Source organism: Hymenobacter metallilatus, from assembly GCF_003944705.1.
GTDB lineage: Bacteria > Bacteroidota > Bacteroidia > Cytophagales > Hymenobacteraceae > Hymenobacter > Hymenobacter metallilatus.
On the sequence record NZ_RWIS01000003.1, the window covers coordinates 276,425 to 297,128 of the forward strand.

A 20,704-nucleotide genomic window follows, 5' to 3' on the forward strand; every position below is an offset into this window, starting at 1 on the left:
GGCCGGAATATGCAGGGTTTTGCCGTGAACGGCCACGGCAAAACCCTGCGTATTCCACCCCGAGCCACTGCGCGAACATGCTAAAGGTTTGGCCTGCCCGCCGCTGGATTGTACATTTGCAGTCCGTTTGGTTTAAAGTAAGAATGAAGGTGTTACAACGAACTGCTTTTTTACTGTTTGCATTTCTGCTGAGTGCGGCCACTGCCTGGGCCCAGGATGAAGCCAAGGCCCCCTCGACACCAACCAATTTGCCCGGTGAGGAAAAACTATCGGCCCAGGAGCGGGCTGAGCGGGATTTCCTGATGCCGGTGCGCCGCAAGCAGGCCGCCAAGCTGCGGGCCGCCGCCGAGGAGGCAGGTGTACAGTCGCCCGCTGTAGAGGCTACAGTGCAGAATCTGGAAACCCTGCCGGAGGCAGAGAAGCTGGCTCCGGCCGCAACTCCTGAACCCAAGGCCGCACCAGCTGCTGCACCTCACCGCACGAGCAGTACGCACCGCCGCACTTCCTCGCGCTACCGCAGCACCCACACCTCATCGCGCAAAAAGACCACCATAAGGAAATCAACCACGAAAAAGAAAACGACCCGCCGCCGCTAACGGCCGTCTGCTCCACCAAAAAGCCCCGCTGAGACTGTATCAGCGGGGCTTTTTGGTAGATAGTACAACCGAGAAGAAAGTGGCTAGCTACGGCAGAGTTTCGAGAGCATCCTCTTCGTCAGCGCCGGGTAGGGCTAGGTGGTAGCGTGGCGTGTGCCAACGGGTTGCGCGAGCCAACGCTGGGGCCAGCCGCCAGCCGTAGCAAAACTGTAAGCTTGTATACGAAATACGCACTGGCACCACAAAGCGGCCATCGGTACGGAACTGGCCCGCATCAACGTAGCTGACCTGGGTAGAGCGGATTTCGGCCAGCGGTGACAGGCCGTGATGATAATTCAGGGAAATCAGTAGGTACTGCCGTTCGGCGAATTCGTAGCGGACTGCGGCTTCCGCTCCCAGTATAATGGTGCCCTGGCGCTTTTGCTGTTGCTCCCAAGAGGCCCACGGCTGCCCACTACCCGCACTACCTAACTGGCCCGTCTGGCTGACAATGGCGGGAGCTGCCCGGGCATAGGAGGTATGCATTGCAGCTTCCAGGGTCCACTGCAGGCCTAGCTGTACCAGTTCCAGTCGCCGTATCCCCAGGCCCGCCTGTATCATTCCGGTGAGCGGCACCCCACTGCTGCCGGCGCTGCGGTAGGCGTACCCTGTAGTCTGATAGCCTATTCCGGCCTGTAAACTGCTGACCTGCACCTGCGACTCCAGCATCCAGCGCGGTTTTATGGGCAAGAGGAACCGTATCGTGCCTCCCATTGCCACGTCGGATACGGTACGGAACTGCCGTGGCAGCTGTTCCCGGTGCATCGAAAGATGGGCCCTAGTTATACCTCCGCCCACTAACAGCTCCGGATACTGCTGTCCGTGAGCGGGGGCCGCTAGTGTGGATAGAGTTGCAGGACCAATAAAATGGTAAATGAAACGCATTATAGTAGAGAATAGCCGCACATAGGCTACTCAACGCTTCCTTACCCTTGCGCAGTATAGCCAATGCCGGCTATGCAACACGCCAGCTCCGAAGAGGGGCGGTATTGCATAGCCGGCATTGGCTATACTGCGGTTGTACTATGCGTCCTGGGGCATGAGGCGTACCACCAGTCCATCCATGCGCGGGTGCAACCGGATCTGGCAGGAGAGACGGCTGCCCTGCGTCATTACGGGCAGGCTTTCCAGCATGGCCAGCTCATCGTCGGAAGGCTCGGGCAGCTCGGGGCCGGCCAGCACCTCCACGTGGCAGGTGCCGCACAGGGCCATCCCGCCGCAGGTAGCCTGAATATCATAGCCATCGGCTTTCATCACCTCCATCAAACTCAGGCCCATGTCCGTGGGGGCCTGAATCTCGTGCCGCTGGCCAGGTGCTTCCTCTACATATATGCGTACGTCGTCAGTCATAAGTATTCAGTTGTCAGTTGATAGTTGCCGGTTGCCAGTGCCGCTGTTTCGAAGAACAAGCTGACAACGGACAACCGGCAACTATCAACTGCTTAGAGAGTAGGTACCCCGTTTACGGTGGTGTACTTGAGAGTATACTTTTTGTCGGGGAAAATGTGCTTGAAAGCGCCCTGGCACATGAGGGCTGCCTCATGGAAGCCGCACAGAATCAGCTTCAGCTTGCCGGGGTAGGTGTTGATGTCGCCGATGGCGAAGATGCCAGGCTCCGAGGTGGAGTAGTCCAGCGTATTCACTTTTACAGCGTCATTCTCAATTTCCAGGCCCCATTCGCCAATGGGCCCCAGCTTGGGCGTGAGGCCGAACAGCGGAATAAACGAATCTGCCTCTACCTGCTCGGCGTCGCCGGAGTTAGCCGTGATGGTCACGGCATTGAGGCGGCCATTGCCGTGCACATGCGTTACGTTGCTGCTCAGCACCAGCTTCACCTTGCCAGCTTCGTGCAGATGCTGCACTTTCTCGGCCGAATCGGCCGCGCCGCGGAAAGTAGTGCCGCGGTGTACCAACGTCACCTCCTTGGCTACATCAGCCAGGAAGATAGTCCAGTCCAGGGCTGAGTCGCCGCCGCCGGCAATTACCAGGCGCTGGTCGCGGAAGGTTTCCGGGTCGCGCACCATGTAGTATACGCCCTTGCCACCCTCAAAATTGGCAAGGCTTTCAATGGCCGGCTTACGGGGCTCGAAGGAGCCCAGGCCGCCGGCAATGGCAATGGCTTTGCAGTGAATTTCGGTGCCGTCGATGGTGGTTACCACGAACGAGCCATCCTCCAGCTTGCGGTAACCTTCTACCCGCTCACCCAGCGTAAAGGTGGGATGGAAGGGCTCAATCTGGCGCATGAGGTTGGTTACCAAATCACCGGCCAATACCTCCGGGAAGCCCGGAATGTCGTAAATCGGCTTCTTGGGGTAGATTTCCGACAGCTGCCCACCCACCTGGGGCAGGGCGTCCACCACGTGGCAGCGCAACTTCAGCAGGCCGGCTTCAAACACGGCAAATAGCCCCACCGGGCCGGCCCCGATAATGCAGATATCGGTGGAAATGGAATTGGTCATGCAACAACAGCGAAAAACGAAACAAATGGCCCGTAGGCCCAGCATATAACAGTAAACCCGGCCAAATCGTTGGGTATGAACCCAGAAAAGGGTGGGGCACCGTCTTACGCGGCCGCAAAGATAGGCAGCGAGTTGCCAGCCAGCAGGCTTCGGGCAAAACTATGTAATGTCAGCCAGCGGCAGCAATGCTAGCTCTGGTGAGGGATATAACGTAAAAAGGCCCTCAGCAAATAGCTGAGGGCCTTTTGTGGTCACGTAAGGAGTCGAACCTTAAACCTTCTGATTCGTAGTCAGATGCTCTATCCAATTGAGCTACGCAACCGTTTTTTACCAGTTTGGGAGTGTTCCTCCGTTTTGGTTGTGCAAAGATAGTAGGTAAAAAACGGGCGGTGCAAGCCAGTAGCTAAAAAAACCATCGTAAACACTGGTAAAAGCCTGCAAGGTGCTGAATTTCAGTCGGAATTTATTTGCGCTTTTTCTGCGCCTTTTGCCAAGGTGCGCTTCAGTGCCTGGTTGAACAGGTAATACAGCCCAAAAACCGACACTGCCAGTAGTACAGCCACCAGCACCTTGCCCATGGTGCCCGTGTCGGGGTCCTGAATGAGCAGCAGTACATCCTGCGCCTTGGTACCAAGCCAGTAGAAAAACAGGGTGCGCGGCAGCATACCTACCACCGAGGCCGTGAGGAACTGCCAGCGCGGCACGCCTACTACCGCCAGTATAAATGTAATAAGGGCAAAGGGCAGCACCGGCGAAAGGCGCGTGAGTAATACCAGCCGCCAACTGTCCCGGCGCAGCTCGTGCATAACGTTGTGAGCCTTCGGAAAGCGCTCCAGCAGCCCAATAAGCTTGCCTTGATCAAGCGAGCGGGCAATGAGGTAGCCCGCGTAGGCGGCCGCCATGTACGTGAGCAACATGCCCGGGAAGCCCGCCCAGCCAAAATAAAAGCCGGTTACCAGCACTACTACCGTGGTGTGGGTAAGGGCAAACGTCATAGTGAAAGCCACTACTGCAAAATAGAGCAGCATTTGCCAGGCCGTAGGTTGAGTCAGCCAGGTTTGATTTTCGTGCAGGCTCCAGGCCAGCACACTGTCGCCGGCCAGAGGGAGCAGCGTGAGCAGCACCAGGGAAATAAGCGTGGAGGTATTTTGCCGGAACAGCTCTTTAAAAAATGCCATAGTAGCTACGCAAACGGGCCGGCATTGGAAGGCCGGCCCGAAAGTAAGAACGTAAGAAAGACCGGGAAGGCTACACTTCCGGCTCGGAGGACGGGCCTTCCAGCGCCGGCTGAGGCTCCTCTTCGCGGGTGCGGCCGCCGAAAAAGCGCCGTACGGCCGTCCAGGCTCCGGCTGCCAGGGCCAGCACCACCTTCCAGAATTTCAGAATCAGGGCGAAGAAGCCCACTTTGGCCAGCACCTTGCCCGCTACCAGCCCGCCGATGCCGTAGGCAGCTACTTCGTCGAGGTCGGGGTTGAAATCAGCGTAGCGCAGGCCTTTGGCAAACGCCACGCTCTGGATAACGGTCGGAATGGTGCCTTTGATTTCGGGGAGTTGGCCTGGGCTGCCCACGGCGTTCAGGTTGAGCACGCCCTTGCGGCCCAGTAGGCGCACGTTGTAGTTGAGCGTGTTTTCGGTGGCTTCCCCAAACTTAATTTCCTTGGCCCAGTGCAGCACGTTCAGGTCCTTGTCGTAGTAGGGCTTGGCGGCCCAGCCGACCAGAGTAATGGGCTCGTAGCCGGCTTCGGTGCGCTCCTTGTTGCTTTCCTGGGTGTCTTCCTGCATTTCTTTCAGCAGGTCGTCGTAGTTGATGTCGGCCGCGTCGTCGTCCTTCACGTAGCCCATGCCTTCATACTGCAAAACGAAGGCCCAGTTGTTCTCGCTCACCGGGCCCCGGTCGGCGGGGAACAGCATACCCAGCGACTCCCCATCAGGGTTGCCCCAGATCTGGGTGAGCAGGCGCTTGCTCTGGTCGGCATCGAGGTAGCGGAAGCCCTGGGGCACAGTCAGGTCGCCGAGGCTTTCGGGCAGCTTCACCAGGCCGGTCTGGTAGTGAAAGGTGCCGTTGATAGAATCCAGAACGGCTTTTTGCCGGGCGGCCGAGTCGGCGGCGGTGGGCGGGGTAGGGGCGGCGCTGGTGCTATACTGGGCCACCAGCAGGGCCGCCAGGAGTAGTAGTTTCTTCAAGCTGCTACGGAATAAAAAATGAATAAACAGAGTATCCCGCAAGATACTTACCCGGCGGGTAGAGGTCCTAATCGGGTGCCGGAGTTTCGGGGAAAAATGCAGTTTATTCGGAGGGTTTTCCTGCTGCTAGGTTTGGGGGTGCGGCTCTCGGCAAAGCATCCTACCTTTGCCGGCCGGGCTCCCATCCTGCCCGCTCTCAACGCTCTACGATATGAAGTTCGGAACCAAAGCCATCCACGCCGGCGTGCACCCCGACCCCGAGACCGGGGCCATCATGACGCCGATTTACCAGACCTCGACCTACGTGCAACGCTCCCCCGGCGACCATAAGGGCTTCGAGTACTCGCGCACCCACAACCCTACCCGCACCCAGCTCCAGGATGCGCTGGCGGCCCTGGATGGCGGCCAGCACGGCCTGGCCTTCGCCTCGGGCATGGCGGCCATTGACTGCATCGTGAAGCTGCTGCAGCCCGGCGACGAGGTTATCAGCACCAACGACCTGTACGGCGGCTCCTACCGGCTCTTCACCAAGGTGTACGCCACCTACGGCATCAAATTCCACTTCGTGCCCATGCACGACATGACGGCCGTGGAAGCTGCCGTGACCGAGCGCACCAAGCTGATTTGGGTGGAAACGCCTACCAATCCGCTGCTCAACGTTATTGATATTGCTGCCGCCTCGGCCGTGGCGAAGAAGGCTGGCGCGTTGCTGGTGGTAGATAACACCTTCAGCACGCCCTACCTGCAAACGCCGCTGGCGCTGGGGGCCGATATGGTGATGTACTCGCTGACCAAGTACATGGGCGGCCACTCTGATACGGTGATGGGGGCCGTGGTGGTGAACGACGACGAGCTGCACCAGCGCCTGAGCTTCTACCAGAACGCCTGCGGCGGCACGCCCGGCCCCCAGGACTGCTTTCTGGTGCTGCGCGGACTGAAAACCCTGCACGTACGGATGCAGCGCCACTGCGAGAACGGCCGCGCCGTAGCCGAGTTCCTCAAGGCTCACCCCAAAGTGGAGAAAGTGTACTGGCCCGGCTTCCAGGACCATCCCAACCACGCCGTAGCCGCCCGGCAGATGCGCGACTTCGGGGGCATGATTTCCTTTGTGCTGAAAGGCGACCGGAAGGAGGATGCCATTGCCTGCCTCGAAAAATTTCAACTGTTTTCTTTGGCCGAAAGCCTGGGCGGCGTGGAAAGCCTCTCGGGCCACCCCGCCACCATGACGCACGCCAGCATTCCGGCCGAGGAGCGCCGCAAAGCCGGCCTCTCCGACTCGCTGATTCGCCTGAGCGTGGGCATTGAGGATGTAGAGGATTTGATTGAAGACCTGCGGCAAGCCATCGGGTAACGCCCGACTGCTCATCTGCCAAACGCCACCAAACGGCCGCCCGACTTATGTGGGGCGGCCGTTTGGCGTAGTAGGCCGGAGCGGCAAATCTGTTGGCGCGGGCGGTGCGTACATGGGCCAATGGGGGCAGTATTATATCGGATGCGTTTGTTGTTTGTGGTGTGGCTGTTGGCGGTGGGCTGTGTTTCGCAGGGAGCCGAGCCAGTGCCGGCCGCGCCGCCAACCAGCCCACCGCCCGCCCCCACGCGCCGCCTCAGCTTTCTGTCGCTCGGCGACTCCTACACCATTGGGCAGAGTGTACCGGCCGAGGACCGTTGGAGTGTGCAGCTAGCCCGCCTGGCCCAGGCCGATGGTCTGCAACCGCCCGATATCATTGCCCAGACCGGCTGGACCACCGGGGAGCTGCAACAGGCCATTGCGGCGGCCAATAATACCAACACCTACGAGCTGGTGTCGTTGATGATAGGGGTGAACAACCAGTATAGAGGCCTGCCTCTGGATACATACCGCCTGGAGTTTCGGCAGCTGCTGCAAACGGCCGTACGGTTTGCGGGCGGGCGGCCCCGGCGGGTGTTTGTGCTGTCCATCCCCGACTGGGGGCAGACTCCCGCCGGCCGGGGCTACCCCCAGGCCCGCATCAGCCAGGAAATTGATCAGTACAACGCGGTGGCCCGGGAGGAATGCGCGAAACTGACGGTGGAGTTTGTGGACATCACCGACCTGACCCGCACCACCAACTATGACCCCGCCCAGTTTGCCCCCGACGGCCTGCACTATTCCGGTCTGCACATGCGGCAGTGGGCTAGCCGGGCGCTGCCGGTAATACGCCAGTTGGTGCAGTAAAGCCGGGGCTTACTCCGGGTCGAAGCGTTTGAGCACCAGTGGGAAAATCACCAGCTCCCCGTAAAAAGCCCCGGCCACGGCCAGGGCCGTGAGCAGGCCGAACAGCTGCACGGTTTTCAGGGAGCCCAGCGTCATGACGGCGTAGCCCAGAAACAGCACCAGGCTGGTAAGCACGATGGTGGGGCCGACGTGGGCAATGGTGGTGAGGCGGGCCTCGGCGGGGGCCAGGCCCTGGCGGCGCTGCTGCTGGTAGCTGTACACGAAATGGATGGTATCGTCCACGCACAAGCTGAGCACGATGGAGGCAATACTGGCCGTGGCCGTATCCAGCGAAATGCCCAGCCAGCCCATAGCACCCAGCAGCACCAGCACCGGAAACAGGTTGGGCACCACCGTGAGCAGGGCCAGCCGGAAGCTGCGAATAAACGCCCACGTCAGCCCGAATACCAGCACGAAGGACAGCAGCAGGCTGTTGGTCTGGGACTCGGTGACGTAGGCCACGATGCCGGCGTAGAGGGGCTGGTAGCCCGCCGGCCGCACCCGCGCCACCGGCCCCAGCGTGGCCCGGGCAATGCCCAGCACGGTATCCACGGTGGCCGTGAGCTGCCGCGCCGACAGCATCCGCCCCGATACTGTGACGCGCCCCGTGCCCGTGGGCTCGTGGATAAACTGCCGGGTGAGGTTGGGGTAGTTGCGGCTGAGCTGCTGCTGCACTATGCGCAACGCGCCCTGGCTGGCGTGCAGGCGGCCGGCTTTGGCCCCGACCTGGGCCTCCAGCCCCGCCTGGTACAAGGAGAGAAACCCTACCACCGCGCCCACGCCCCGCAGCCGTTGCACCGAATCGGTGAAGGCGAAGGTGGCCTGCACCACGGCCGCATCGGCGAGAGTATGGCCGGGGCGGGGTTCAATCAGCAGCTCCAGCGGCATATAGGGGCCCCAGCTGGCTTCAATGGCGCGGTGGTCCCGCACTACCTGGTGGCTCGTCGGCAGGTAGCCGAGGGTGTAGGTATCGGAGCGGAGGCGGGGCAGGCCGGCGGCCAACAGCAGGGTGAGCAGCACCGAGAGGCCGCCGTAGAAGCGGGGCCGGGCCAGCAGGTAGGTGTAGAACGCCACGAGCCGATGAGCCACCACGTGGGTGGCGGCGGCGGTGCGAGCCGGGGCCTTGGCCAGCGGCAGCAGCAGCACCCCCAGCACGAAGGTGAAAAACAGGCATAGCGCAATGCCCAGGGCCGCAAACACCCCGAAGTTCCGCAGAATGGCCATCGGGCAGGAAAGCAGCGCCAGAAACCCGGCCACGGTGGTGAGCATGGTGAACAGGCAGGGCGCAAACACGTTGCCGAGGGCCTGCAAGGCGTCTTCCCGCGCCGGGCTGCCGGCCGTGTGCAAGCGGTTTCGCTCGTTGATGACGTGCATAGAATCCATGATGCCTAGCAGAATCAGGATGATGGGCAGCAGCACCGTAAGCAGGTTCACACGGTAGCCCAGCGCCCCGTACACCCCCAGCGTAACGTAGGTAGCCAGCCCCACGATGCCCAGCGTGTACAGGAGCAGCAGCCCGTTGCGGTACACCAGCAGCAGCACCCCAAACATCAGCACGTAGCCCAGCCCCAAAAACAGCCCAAAATCGTGCTGCGACAAGGCATTCAGCCCCGCGTACACGATGCCCACCCCGCCCAGGTGGGCCCGCTCCTTGGGAAAATGCCGGTACACTACCCGCTGCACCTGAGCCAAAAGGTCGCCCCGCCGGTCGTCGAAATCGGGGAGCTGGCGCAGGCGAATAAGGAAGCGGGCCGTGGTGTAATCGGGCGTGAACAGCGTCTGGCGCAGGGTAGGCAGCGTGAGCAGCGCCCCTCGTACGTCGGCGGCCGTGGTGGTGGGCGTGAGCAAGGGGCGGGGGGCGCTGAAAAGGCCGCGGCCGGGCAGAGTGGTGTTGCCGGGGCCCGTTACGCCGGCCACGTCCGGCAGCGCCTCCAGCTCCCGCGTCAGGCTTTGGAAGGCCCGCAGGTAGGCCGGTGTGAGGACCGGCTGCGCGTCGTGCACGGCCAGAATCACCACCTCGTCGTTGCCGAACCGCTGCTGAAACGCATGGTAGGCCCGCAGCGCCGGGTCGTCGGGCAGGAACCAGGCCGAGAGGCTGTTATCCACCTTCAGCGCCGCTTGCACCCCCGGCCACAGCGCCCCGCAGGCGGCAATAATGAGGATGAGCAGGAAGTAGCGGATGCGGTATAGATGAAGCATGAATGGATGAGTAACTGATTAGCATTACAACGAAGCAATAGAGATGCTTCGACTCCGCTCCGCTGCGCTCAGCATGACGGCCTTTTTAACATTCAGCCCAATTCCTGCTCAAACAGCGCGTAGCGGGCGGTTTCGGAGGGGAGGCCGTCGGTGAAGTGCAGGGAGAAGTTGTCGGTGCGCATCAGGCAGAAAATCACCTGCTCGTACAGCTCCCGGAACGGGAGCATCCCGTAGGCCCCGAGGTAGCTCATCAGCTGCTGCTGGCGAAAATCGGGGTGGACGCCCACGGTTTTGGCCAATAGGGTTTTGTGGGGCAGGCGGGGGTAGTCGCGCCGGAAGTCGGGCGGCTCGGGGCCCAGGTGCAAAGGCGCGTAGTTGGGGTGGCAGAGGCTGAGGGCCACCAGCCGGCCCCGCGCCTGCTCGCGCACCAGCACCGAGGTGTGCGGGCACAGCTTGGCGGCGTACTGCGCGTTGTAGAGCTGGCGGAACTGGCTTTCGGGAATGGGCTGGTAGGCCGGGTTGGCGCTGAAAATCTGGTGCACCAGCGCAAACAGCTCGGTTTCGTGCCGCACCCAGGCTTCGGGCGTGAGCGGAATGAACTCGTAGGGCAACCCGCCCAGGGCCGCCAGCAGCTCAGCCTTGTTCTGGTATACGGCCGGCACCGTGGCGGGCGCAATCAGCCGGCTTTCAAACGTCAGGGCCGGCCGAAAACCCAGCTGCGCCAGCAGCTCCGGGTAGTAGGCAGGGTTGACGGGCTCCCGGTTGAACTGCTGCCAGGAGGGCGGCCCGCCCAGCCGCAAACGGTAGGCGTGGTAGGTGTTGAAGTTGAGCGGCCCCTGCACCCGCGCGTAGCCGCGCCTTCGGGCCTCAGCCGCCAGCTGCCCGAAAGCCGCCCGATTCAGCGTCGCGTCGTCCACGGTTTCCCAGTACCCGAAAAAGGCCGTAGCGCCTTCCCGCGGGAAGATGCCCACCAGCCGCAGCCCCACGTGGTCGGTAAACAGCACGATGTCGTTACGTTCCGCCTCCTGGGCAAACAGCGCCCTTGTAGCCGGCTCGTTTTCTTCCAGCTGGTACGGCAGTAGGTGATATAGCCGGCCTGGAATCTGAAAGAATGAATCGGGTAGCGTGCCTTGGAATGGGAGTTGTTGGATAGTGGGCATTGGATTGTTTTGGTGGTGCGCTTCACCCCCCGGCCCCCTCTCCAGGGGAGAGGGGAAGCCGGACGATAATGGCGAAGCGTTTTCGCTTTGCGTGATTTCTCAGCTATACTTTACAGGCACTTCTCACAATCTCCCAACTTAGAACCGTTATGTTCTACCTCGTCAGTCTGTCTTATTCGTCAGGCTCCCCCTCTCCTTTTCGGAGAGTGGGCCGGGGGGTGAGGCGCACCGACAGAACGTAACGGCCCTGTCTCACTAGCCCAGGGTTTAAACCCTGGGCTACGGAGCGGATGGCAAGTCCTCATCAGAAAGCCGCCAACGTTTCGGCGGCCGTTGCTGGCAGCGCAACCGAATCCGTTGGCAGCTCCTCGATTTCCCCGGTGGTGCCGTTCAGGCGGAGGCGCTGGCCGCTGCGGAGGCGCTGGGTGAGGTGGGGTACGTTGATGATGGTGGGAATGCCCAGCTCCCGCAGCAGAATCACGGAATGGGAGAGGGAGGAGCCCTTTTCGATGATGACGCCCCGGCACATGGGGAACAGGGCGGCCCAACCGGGGTCGGTGCGCAGGGCACACACGATTTTGCCGCTCACGGCCAAGTCGTCGCCGGGGTCAGTAATAACGACGATTTCGCCCTCCACCACGCCGGGGTAGCAGCCGGTGCCGACCAGCGCCCCGGCGGGCACCGGCACCGGAGCCGGCCGCGCGGGCACCGTCACGCGGGAAGGCACGTCTTGGCGGGCGTACTCCCGGAACTCGCAGTGGCGCTGGGCTACCAGGGGTAGCAGGTCGGTGGGCGAGCCGGCCACGGCCGCCAGCAACTCCGTTCCCGTCAGCCAGAATACGTCTTCGGCCGCCGTCAGCCGGCCCTGCTGCGCCAGTTGCATGCCCATAGCCCGGTACAGCGCCCGGTACATGCCGAATAGCCGGGTGCGCTCCAGCCGCAGCGCCTCGCGGTACCGGATGGCCTGTTGCAGCCGCTCCAGCTGCTGCCGCAGCCGCCACCGAAACCAGGGGTTGCGCCGGCTCAGCCGCTGCGCCAATTCCTGCCGAGCCTGCTGCTGCAAAGGGCTGCTGGTGTCGGGAGTCTCGGGGGTGGGCGGGGCGAGCAGGAAGTTACGCAGGTACTGGTAGAACACGGCCGGCTCCACGCGCATGGTGGTGGTTTCCAGCTTCAGCTCGCCCACCGTCCGGTCACCGTACTGGCCAATGAACTCCTGCACGGCCTCGTGAAACCCGGGGGCCAGGCAGGCTACCTGGGCGTGCAGGTCGGGGGTGGAGGTCAGGAGCAGCTCCCGTAGCTGGGGGTGGGCCCAGGCCTGCCGGGCCAGGGCCTGGAGGTGACGGGTGGGCTGGGTGCTGGCTACCTGCTGGTCGCCGGAAAGGTAGCGGCTCAGGAATTCTTCGGGCTGCGCAATGCCCAGCCGTTGCAGGCCCCGCCCCACCCGGCCGTTGGTGGTCATCACCAGAAAGTCGTTGATGATGGGCGTGGTCCATCGTTGCAGCAGCACCTCATCGAGCCGAGTTTTTTCCTGTACCAGCTCCATCCCGCCGAGCGAGGCCAGGGGCTGGGCATAGAACCGCCGATATTCGGTCGCGAAATGGGCCTGAAACGCCGGCACCCGCGCATCGAGTTGGCCGAAGGCGCGGAGCAGCCGCTGCAGATTCAGGGCCAGACCGGGCAGCAGCCGGAGCGCCTCAAACACGCTTTTGCGCCGGCTCATCACGAAATCCACGGGCTCTTCCAGGCCCATCATCCGCTCCATATCGGCCTTGTTCTGCCGAAACGAGGGCAGCAGCTGCAAGCCCCGGTACCAGTTGTTGATGTTATAGTAGATGCGGCCCCGTACCAGCCCCAGCAGATTGGTAACGGTGGTTTCGTGGGCGGCCACGCGGGCGGCGGGCAGGCCCAGCACCCACATGGTTTGGCGGTACACGGTGGCGTAGGCCCGCTGCGCGAAGCTGAACGTGAGCGGGGTAGTCACGCCGCAGTAGCTTTCCTGGATGTTGGAGTTGTCGTAGAGGATGACCTCGGGAATGGGCTGGGTGATGGGCCGCGCCTGCACCAGCCAGAGCCGGCCGGCTTCCACCACAAACTCTACGTCCTGCGGCCCACCAAACTCTTTTTCTAGCCGCCTAGCCACCGCAAACAGCTCGGCCAGCTGGTTTTCCGGGAGGCAGGCAGCCTGCTGCCGGGCGGCGGGCACGGCGGCCAGGTGCAGCCCCTCGCCCCCGGGGGCGGGTTGAAACTGGGTTTCCTTAACCGCCAGCTTCGTGTGACAAGTTGCGCCGGTTTGCTTGTCGAGGTAGAACTCGTCGGGTTCCAGCTGTCCGCTCACCAGCCCTTCGCCGAAGCCCCACACGGCATGTATGGCCATTTCCTGGGGGTATTCGGGGAAGGTAGAGAAGACCACGCCGCTGGCCTCGGCCGCTACTTGCCGCTGCACCAGCACGGCCGGCCGCGCCGCCAACGGCAGCTGCTTCTGCCGGCGGTAGGCCAATGCCCGCTCGGAGTAGGCGCTGGCCGCGCACCGGCCAATGGCGTCCCACACGGCGGCCTCGGTGGTCAGGTTCAGAAACGAGTCCATCAGCCCCGCAAACGACGCCCCGGCCCCATCTTCATCGGCCACTGAGGAGCGCACCACCACCGGCCGCCCCGGAAACCCCCACGCCACCAGCTGCCGCCGGATAGCCTCCTGGTCGGCCGTGGACAGGGGAAACTGCCGGAGTTGCTCCCGCTGCCGCGCCGCGTCGGCCCCGGGCAGCAGGGCCGCATCGAAGGTTTCGGCGGGCAGCACCAGAAACTCCGGCAACGGCAGCCCGGCCGCTTGCAGCCGGAACAGGCCGCGGGCCTTGTGGCCGATGGTGTGGTGGGCGGGTGGGGTGGAGCCGTGGAGTATCATGGAGATAGGGAATGTTCTGGTAGTGTGCCTCACGGGGCCCCTCCGGGGCCGGCCCCCTCTCCGAAAAAGGAGAAGTGGAGCCTGACGGATTGGGCGGTTGTAGAGACGCGACACTTCGCGTTTCTCGTTGCTGATGTTGAAGCTGTTTGAAAAGCTAAATAGGCCGTCATACTGAGCTTGTCGAAGCACCTCTACCGCTTCGTTGGACCCCACCCCAACCCCCGCCGCTTCATGCGCGGAATCCTCCGGGAGAGGGGCTTGAATTAGCCAGAGGTAGAGATGCTTCGACTGCGGCTGCGCCTTCGCTCAGCATGACGCCCTCTTTTTGACTTCTTAAATAAGCGGACCGTTCTATTTGGACCGTTCTAGTGTGAGACGTCAACCATTTCGTCTCTACAAGCGCATTTCGGCAATCAGGGTGAGGTAGCTGCTGAGCATGAACAGGGACACCAGCAGCTCGGCGCGGCGTAGCAGCTTTTCCAGGGGGCGGGTAGCGGCCCAGGCGTACACCAGCAGCGTAAGAGTCAGCAGACCCGCCAGTAGTCCGAATGGGGCCGCGCCGGCGTGCAGCTGCCGCAGCAGCACGCTCTGCGCCGCTACGCCGGCCAGCAGCACCAGCAGCACCGCCGCAATGGCTCCGCGGTAGCCCAGGGTGCGGGAGTAAGAATCTACGCCGGGCCGCTCGGCGGTGGGGGCGTGAGTTTTACGGGCCAGCTCAAAGGCCAGGCCGCCCAATAGGCTTAGTGCGGCCAGCAGCCAGAACTGCGGCGGCCACGGCCCAGCGGGGCGGTAGGCGGCCCACAGCCAGGCAATAACCAGGGGCATGATGAGCAGATGGCTGCCCGCGTACAGCACCAGCCGCGGCTTCAGGAAGCGGCTCGCGCCAAACTCGTAGCGCATCAACAAGCTGTACCCCAAGGCTAGCACCCAGCCGCCCAGGGCCGCCCCGCCCATCTGCTTCGACCACACCAATTCGCCCGCTGCGCCCAGCCAGGCCAGCCGTTGCAGCTGCCCCAGCGTCACGCGGCCCTGTTGCAGCACCCGCTGCGGGTGGTACACGGCATCGGTGGTGTAGTCCTTGATTTCATCGAACACCCGCAGCCGGAAAAAGAAGGAAATGGTAGCCGCCATGCCGCCCACCTCGGGCCACCCAAACGCCGCCCCGCCCGTCGCCACCGACCACACCGTGAGAAACAGAATAGCAAACAGCCCCATGTTCACTAGCGGAAACCGCTCGTTCAGGTAAGCCGCAAAGTTTCGGATGTTCATTAGGAGTTAGTGTAGTGCGTCTCGGCGTGTGCTGATGTTGTTTATTCTGTCATTTCGACGCAGGAGGAATCTGGGTCAAGCCGTTGGTGCGATTCATCCGGATTTCTCCTTCGTCGGAATGACAGTTCAACGGGTCGTTCTGGCGGGAGACGCGAAGTGTCGCGTCTCTACATCGTTCAGCTGGCCAACACGGCTTCATCGTGCCATACCGCCGCCGAAGCGGTTTGGGCCAGGGTGTCGAAAAAGCTGTGGACTACGCGGGGCAGGAAGGGGTAGGGGCCAACAGAATGGGCCATGAGGTACATGCCGAGGCGGTGCAGGCCGAAATCGAGGGCGGCGTAGTGGGTTTCCTGGCGGAAGGCGGCCGGGTCGGGGTAGTAGCCGGTGCGGCGGTGCAGGGCCTGGCGGTAGTGCTCCAGGTAGGCGGGGCGGAGGTGGTACCGGTCGGCATCCAGCACGAAGCAGAGCAGCTCCACGGCGTCGTATACCGGTACGTGGTAGGTGGCCAGCTCCCAGTCGTAGGCGCAGAGTTGCAGGGCGTCGCCCGCGCCCCGAAAGCAGGTATTGCGCGGGTTCAGGTCGTTGTGGATGAGGGTACGGGGGCGGGTTGCCAGCCAGGCCCCGCGCTGCGGAATCTGGCGGATGGCGGCGCGTAGCTGCTCGGCGCGGGCGGGGGAATAGAGGTCCGGGAAGCGGGTGGCGGCGTTGGTAAGCAGCGCCTCCCAGAGCGGGGCCAGGTCCTGCATGTAGCGGCCGGTGGGCAGGTCGGGCCAGGCGGGGGGCGGAGTGCCGGGCAGCAGCAGGTGGCGGGCGTGCCAGCTGGCCAGCTGGTCCAGGGCCGTGCGCAGGTGCTGGTCGGTCCAGGCCGCGGGCTGTAGCACTGAGTTGAGCAGCGTCACGTCCTCCAGATATTCCATCAGCACGCAGTAGAGGCCGGTTTCATCGTCGGCGTGGGTGCCCCAGATGCGGGTCATGAGGCCGGCAACGGGGCGCTGGTACACGGCCAGCTCACGCTGGTGGGTGTGTTGAAAGCCGGTACGTTCGGCAAAGGCTGGGTACACCGCCGCCAGCTCGCCTCCGCACAACTGGGCCAGCCCGGCCAGCATGGCGGATATTTCGCCGCCGTGGGGCTTCACCTTCAGCACCAGGCGGTGTTGCTGGGTCTGGCCGGCTTCTTCCACTGTCAGCAACAGCCCGAAGTGGCCGATGGGCCGGCGGCTCTGCCCGGCCGTGAGCGTGACCAGAATACTGGCTGAGTTATCGAGGGGCAGCGGCTCCACGGCCCGCACGCGGCGGTTGGCGGCGGGGTTCTGGGCCCGGAGCATGGCTTCCAGGAAGACTGGGCTCAGCAGGTCGGCGGTGGTCAGGTCAGGCACAGTGGGCGAGGGTAGAGGTGGAAGAAAGGACGGCCGGGGCCAGGGTCAGACGCGAATCCAGCACCCGCACGTTGCGGAAGTAAAAGCAGGCATCCTGCCGGCTCAGGCGGGCCGAGGCGGCTTCGGCCACGGGCAGCAAGGTGGCGCAGCCGGGACTGGCCGTGCCCTGGTCGAGCAGCAGGTTCCAGTACACCACCCGCAGCGCCCGGCCATCGGCAAACAGCGCCTGCACAGTGCCCTGGAACTCAGCCGCGCTGGTGTACTCGAAGATGTTCGACAAGCTGGCCTTGGTCACGTCCTGGCCGGCGGGGCTGCGCAGAAAATCCACGGCCTCGCCCTCTAACAGCCGCAGCTTGGGCAATTGGCGGCGCAGCAGCTCGTAGTGGCGGCGCTGGTAGCAGGGCGGCAGAATGGCGTAGGGCAGGTGCTCAGGCCCGAAAAAGAAGAAGCGGAAAAAGAAATTGTCGCGCACCAGCTCCGTGCGCACCGCCGCCCGCAGCCGCTCGTAAAACGCCGCCCCGCCCGACTCGGCCGCGTGCCGGAACAGGCGCGGGTCGCGCCCCCGGCTCAGGTTGGCCGCATCGAAGTAGGCCGTGAACCGGGCGGCAAACTCGGTGGTTTCCAGCTCCGCCGCGAAGTAGGCGGCCTGCTCGGCCACGTCGTCGAACTCGGCCAGCTGCCGCAGCTTAGCTTGCAGGGCCGGGGCCAGGGTAGGCAGAAAGCCGGTTACGTAGCGTTCCAGCCGCCCCGCCAGCAATATGCCGGCCGGGTTTTCAGCGAAAAACGCCGCCCAGAACACCCGCTGCGCGTCCGGTAGGGTAGGGCCCACCACCTGCCAGGCATCCGTCACCGCCGCCGGCCCCGCCAGCCCGAGCAAGCCCCGCAGCACACTATGCTCGTGAAAGGCAATAACGTGCATTTTGAGGCGCAGCAGCTGGTTTTGCACCGGGTTCAGGTCAATGGCCGTCACTTGGCGCGGGCATTTCAGCAGGGCGTTGAGGGCGTTGCACCCGGCCGACGTCACCACGAGCACGTGGTCGGTGGGCTGGAGAGTGAGGGCTCCGTAAAGGGTGCGGCTGTCTTCCCACACCAGGGAGTAGCGCAGACAGTCCAGCGCCACGGCACAGAATTCGGTTTTCATAGAGATTGAAGCTGGTCGTATAGAATTTTGGAATGATGCCGCGCGTCCAGCGGCAGCGCGGCGCACCGCCGGATGCCCACCAACGGCACGTCCGGCAGGTGCTGGGCGAGAAATTCCGCCACGTCCTCAGTTGAAACCGAGCCATGCACCAGCACCGTGAAGCCGGCCGCATCGGCGCGGGCGGCCACCTGCTCCACGCCGGGCCGGTGCTGAAGCAGGTGCTCCACTTGGAAGTGCTGCACGCCCCGGTGCAGCCGCGCGTTACCCTGGCGGCCCGTGAGGTAGAGCTGCCCGGCCGCTACGTAGCCATAGTCGCCGGTGCGCAGCCACTGGCCGGGTGCGGTGGCCACGTGCGCCCCGCGCACCCACAACTCGCCCACCATCTGCCCCGCCGCCCCAACGTGCAAGGTGCCCAGCGGCTCGAAGCGCCACTCCAGCTCCGGCCTGATAGCGCCCACGCAGTACCCCAGCAGCGGGTCAGGGGCCTCGCTCGTCACGGGCCGCACCGCAATGGGCTCTGCCTCCGACGAGCCGTAGATGACGTGTACCGCAGCGCCCGGAAAAGCCCGCCGCAGCGCCTGGGCCAGCGGCTCCGGCACCGGGGAGCCGCCCACGCCCACGGCCACTACGTCGGGCAAATCCACCGGATGCTCCCGCAGATACGCCAGCAGCCGCGCGAAGTAGCACACGTTGCCGGTGAGCGTCTGTACCCGTTCCCGCTGTATCTGCGCCACCACCCGGGCCGGGTCCAGTTGCCGGAGGTTGTGCCAGGGCACCGCCGGCAGCACGCTCACCACGCCCGCCGCCAGGTTGTGCAGCAGAATGTTGGGGAACAGCGGAAAGTCGCGCTGCCCGGCCCAGGGCGGAAAGGCGGCCTTAATGGTTTCGTGCTGGGCCCGCAGTACCGCGTGGCTGCGTCGGATGGCCTTGGGCCGCCCCGTGGATCCGGAGCTGTGCGACACCAAAGCCGCCTGCTCCGGGGGCACCGCCACGGCCACCCAATCCAGCGCAACCGGCCCCGGCGGGCAATCAGCCGCCACCAGCCGCAGCCCCCGCAGCCAGGCCGCCAGCCGCAGCAGCCGGCTTGGCGCGGCCATCAGCACCACCCGAATGTTCAGTTGCCGCGTCAGCTCCATCAGCTGTTTCGGGGTTGCGCCGGCCGGGGGCAGTACCGGCACGGCCCCCAGCGCCAGCACGGCCAGCAGCCCGCCCACCAACTCCACGCTTACCGGCACGGCCAGCAGCACCGCCTGACCCGCCCGCACCTTTTGCGCCAATAGCTTTTCCCGGCCGGCCGCCACCCGGTGCAGCAGCTCCCCGCCGGTGTAGGAAACGGCTTGTTCACCGTCCGCCGTGGGCCACACCAGGCACACCTGCTCCGGCTGCCGCCGCAGTTTGTCATGTATAAGTTGGAGGTAATTGCCGGGCTGAACACGGTTCATAGCCGAAGCAGCGGGCTGCGCGGGCCCGGCTGCCGTGCGGGGTAGAAGTTGTATGGATGAGCCGGAGAACTGCACGAGTGGTTGCATGGCAGAAAGGTGCCGCTACCGTTGCACATTGTCCAACCACGCTTTCAACTAATCAGACTTTGTGACTTGAGCTTGGTATGGGTGTATAGTGTTGTTTTATAGATATTTATGCATGATATAAATTGATTTTACAGCAGATCTATATGGCTCCAACAGGGCGACATATGGGTAGGCTGCTTTCAGAATAAACAGGGTTTGCAAAAACCACCGTGCTGTTTCATTGCTCGCAGTGTTTCGCAGAGGAATACGCAGTGTCTCGCAGTGTTCTATTGGCCCGTTGCGTACATCCTGATGAAATAGAAAGAGCCCCGGCGGGCCGGCCCTACCACCAACTGGTAGTGCCGTTCCGCCGGGGCTTCTGAAATGAGTGACACGCTTCTCCTACCAACATGCTTAAGTGGTGAGGCGAAAGCAAAGTAGTCTTTTTCCTCAGGCTTCCTCTCTCCTTTTTCGGAGAGGGGGCCGGGGGGTGAGGCGAACCATTAAACGAGTACACCGCAATACGTTCGACTCTCCATTAAATAGCCAGCCGCCCCACAACCTACTTCCCGCCCGCCGTCGAGTTCGAGTCCAGAATCTTGAGCAGCTCGTTGAGCTTGGGGGTGAGGATAATTTCGGTGCGGCGGTTGAGGGCTTTGTTCTGGGGCGAGTCGTTGGGGGCCACGGGCACGTACTGGCTGCGGCCCGAAGCTGTTACCCGCTCCGAGGCCACGCCGCCGGTGGTGAGCAGGCGGGCAATTTCGGTGGCCCGCAGTACGCTCAAATCCCAGTTGTCCTGCATGGCCCCGGCGGGGCGGCTGAACGGCACGTTATCGGTGTGACCCTCTACTACCACGTTCACGTCGGGCTGCTGCTGGAGCACGGTAGCTAGCTGCTTTAGGGCTTCCTGGCCCTTGGGGTCCACTTTCGTAGAGCCCGACTTGAACAGGAGCTGCTCAGAGAGAGAGACGTACACTTTGCCGTCCTTCATCTTCACCTGCAAGTCGGTGCCCTGGAAGCCGCGCAGGGCGTTGCTTACGCTGGCTTTAAGGGCGTCCACGGCCCGGTCCTTCTCGGCCAGGGCCTTTTGCAGCTCAGCCAGGCGGGCCTCACGGGCGGTGAGGTCAGCCGTGAGCTTGTCGATGTCGGCGCGGCTCTTGCGCAGGTTGGTATCCAGCTCGCCCAGCTCGGCCTCGCGGCGGGCCAGGTCCTTGGCTACCTTGTTGTAGTCGGCCGATTTGTCGGCCATGGCCCGGTCAGAGTTCTTCAGCAGCTTGTCGTAGCTGTCGGTGAGCTGGGCGTTGAGCTGGCGGGTGCGACGCAGGTTGCGGCCGGTTTCGGTGGAGTCGTCCACGAGGCGGCGGGTGTCGAGGCGCAGCTGGGCCAGCTCGTCGGCAGACTTTTTTAGTTCGGCTACCGCTTTGCGGTACTGCTGCTCCGCCTCGTCTTTAGCTTGCTCGGTGGCCGCCTGCCGGGCTTTCAGGTCGTCGTATTTCTTGGAAGCCACGCAGCCCGGCAGGGCTGAGGCGGCCAGCAGTGCGCAGAAAGCAAATGCAGGAATGTGTTTCACGGCAAAAGGAATCAGGGGAGAAATGCGGAAAAGCAGGGCCGCAGGCCTTGCGTACCTTCCGGCACGGCAAG

General features: G+C 63.4%; 16 protein-coding genes and 1 tRNA gene. 3 read left to right on the top strand and 14 right to left on the bottom strand.

Annotated features, from left to right (window positions below; all coding sequences use genetic code 11):
• Positions 1–143 precede the first annotated feature (143 nt).
• The gene (locus tag EI290_RS06725) at positions 144–596 is read left to right on the top strand and encodes a hypothetical protein (RefSeq protein ID WP_185816876.1); all 453 of its coding nucleotides are present in this window, start codon (positions 144–146) and stop codon (positions 594–596) included.
• A gap of 87 nt (positions 597–683) precedes the next feature.
• Here the strand turns inward: EI290_RS06725 and EI290_RS06730 are convergent, their stop codons facing one another.
• The 6 genes from EI290_RS06730 to EI290_RS06755 form a co-directional block, all read right to left on the bottom strand.
• On the bottom strand, positions 684–1,325 hold the full coding sequence (locus tag EI290_RS06730; RefSeq protein ID WP_125427996.1) for a hypothetical protein: 642 nt from the start codon (positions 1,323–1,325) through the stop codon (positions 684–686).
• 333 nt (positions 1,326–1,658) lie between these two features.
• Positions 1,659–1,985 (bottom strand): 2Fe-2S iron-sulfur cluster-binding protein, encoded by a 327-nt coding sequence (locus tag EI290_RS06735; protein ID WP_125427997.1) that lies wholly within the window; start codon positions 1,983–1,985, stop codon positions 1,659–1,661.
• Positions 1,986–2,077: 92 nt separating this feature from the next.
• The gene (locus EI290_RS06740; protein WP_125427999.1) at positions 2,078–3,094 is read right to left on the bottom strand and encodes an NAD(P)/FAD-dependent oxidoreductase; all 1,017 of its coding nucleotides are present in this window, start codon (positions 3,092–3,094) and stop codon (positions 2,078–2,080) included.
• A 248-nt stretch (positions 3,095–3,342) separates the two neighbouring features.
• Positions 3,343–3,416, bottom strand: a tRNA-Arg gene (locus tag EI290_RS06745).
• A gap of 130 nt (positions 3,417–3,546) precedes the next feature.
• Positions 3,547–4,272: a TVP38/TMEM64 family protein gene (locus EI290_RS06750; RefSeq protein ID WP_125428001.1), complete on the bottom strand. Its 726-nt coding sequence runs from the start codon at positions 4,270–4,272 to the stop codon at positions 3,547–3,549.
• 70 nt (positions 4,273–4,342) lie between these two features.
• Positions 4,343–5,278 (bottom strand): DUF2167 domain-containing protein, encoded by a 936-nt coding sequence (locus EI290_RS06755; RefSeq protein WP_246008876.1) that lies wholly within the window; start codon positions 5,276–5,278, stop codon positions 4,343–4,345.
• A 211-nt stretch (positions 5,279–5,489) separates the two neighbouring features.
• On the opposite strand from EI290_RS06755, the gene EI290_RS06760 reads away from it, so the two are divergent.
• Together EI290_RS06760 and EI290_RS06765 are read left to right on the top strand one after the other, a co-directional pair.
• Positions 5,490–6,629 (top strand): cystathionine gamma-synthase, encoded by a 1,140-nt coding sequence (locus EI290_RS06760; RefSeq protein ID WP_125428005.1) that lies wholly within the window; start codon positions 5,490–5,492, stop codon positions 6,627–6,629.
• A gap of 141 nt (positions 6,630–6,770) precedes the next feature.
• Positions 6,771–7,472 (top strand): SGNH/GDSL hydrolase family protein, encoded by a 702-nt coding sequence (locus tag EI290_RS06765; RefSeq protein WP_125428007.1) that lies wholly within the window; start codon positions 6,771–6,773, stop codon positions 7,470–7,472.
• A gap of 9 nt (positions 7,473–7,481) precedes the next feature.
• Here EI290_RS06765 and EI290_RS06770 read toward each other — a convergent pair whose 3' ends face one another.
• The 8 genes from EI290_RS06770 to EI290_RS06805 all read right to left on the bottom strand — a co-directional run bounded on the left by EI290_RS06770 (position 7,482) and on the right by EI290_RS06805 (position 20,633).
• Positions 7,482–9,710, bottom strand: a complete 2,229-nt coding sequence (locus EI290_RS06770; protein ID WP_125428009.1) for an efflux RND transporter permease subunit — start codon at positions 9,708–9,710, stop codon at positions 7,482–7,484.
• A gap of 92 nt (positions 9,711–9,802) precedes the next feature.
• The gene (locus EI290_RS06775; protein WP_125428011.1) at positions 9,803–10,870 is read right to left on the bottom strand and encodes a hypothetical protein; all 1,068 of its coding nucleotides are present in this window, start codon (positions 10,868–10,870) and stop codon (positions 9,803–9,805) included.
• Between the two features lie 304 nt (positions 10,871–11,174).
• On the bottom strand, positions 11,175–13,769 hold the full coding sequence (locus tag EI290_RS06780) for a PEP/pyruvate-binding domain-containing protein (RefSeq protein WP_125428013.1): 2,595 nt from the start codon (positions 13,767–13,769) through the stop codon (positions 11,175–11,177).
• A 393-nt stretch (positions 13,770–14,162) separates the two neighbouring features.
• A complete protein-coding gene (locus tag EI290_RS06785; RefSeq protein WP_125428015.1) occupies positions 14,163–15,038 on the bottom strand; it encodes a UbiA prenyltransferase family protein in 876 nt (291 codons plus the stop codon).
• A gap of 176 nt (positions 15,039–15,214) precedes the next feature.
• Entirely contained in the window at positions 15,215–16,414 is a 1,200-nt protein-coding gene (locus tag EI290_RS06790) for an aminoglycoside phosphotransferase family protein (protein WP_125428017.1), read from the bottom strand.
• Entirely contained in the window at positions 16,407–17,555 is a 1,149-nt protein-coding gene (locus tag EI290_RS06795; RefSeq protein ID WP_125428019.1) for a DUF3419 family protein, read from the bottom strand. Before EI290_RS06795 ends, EI290_RS06790 begins: the two co-directional genes overlap by 8 nt.
• Complete coding sequence (locus EI290_RS06800; RefSeq protein ID WP_185816877.1) at positions 17,552–18,997, bottom strand: AMP-binding protein; 1,446 nt, start codon at positions 18,995–18,997, stop codon at positions 17,552–17,554. The genes EI290_RS06795 and EI290_RS06800 overlap by 4 nt, the downstream gene beginning before the upstream one ends.
• A 628-nt stretch (positions 18,998–19,625) precedes the next feature.
• On the bottom strand, positions 19,626–20,633 hold the full coding sequence (locus EI290_RS06805; protein WP_246008877.1) for an OmpA/MotB family protein: 1,008 nt from the start codon (positions 20,631–20,633) through the stop codon (positions 19,626–19,628).
• Positions 20,634–20,704 lie beyond the last annotated feature (71 nt).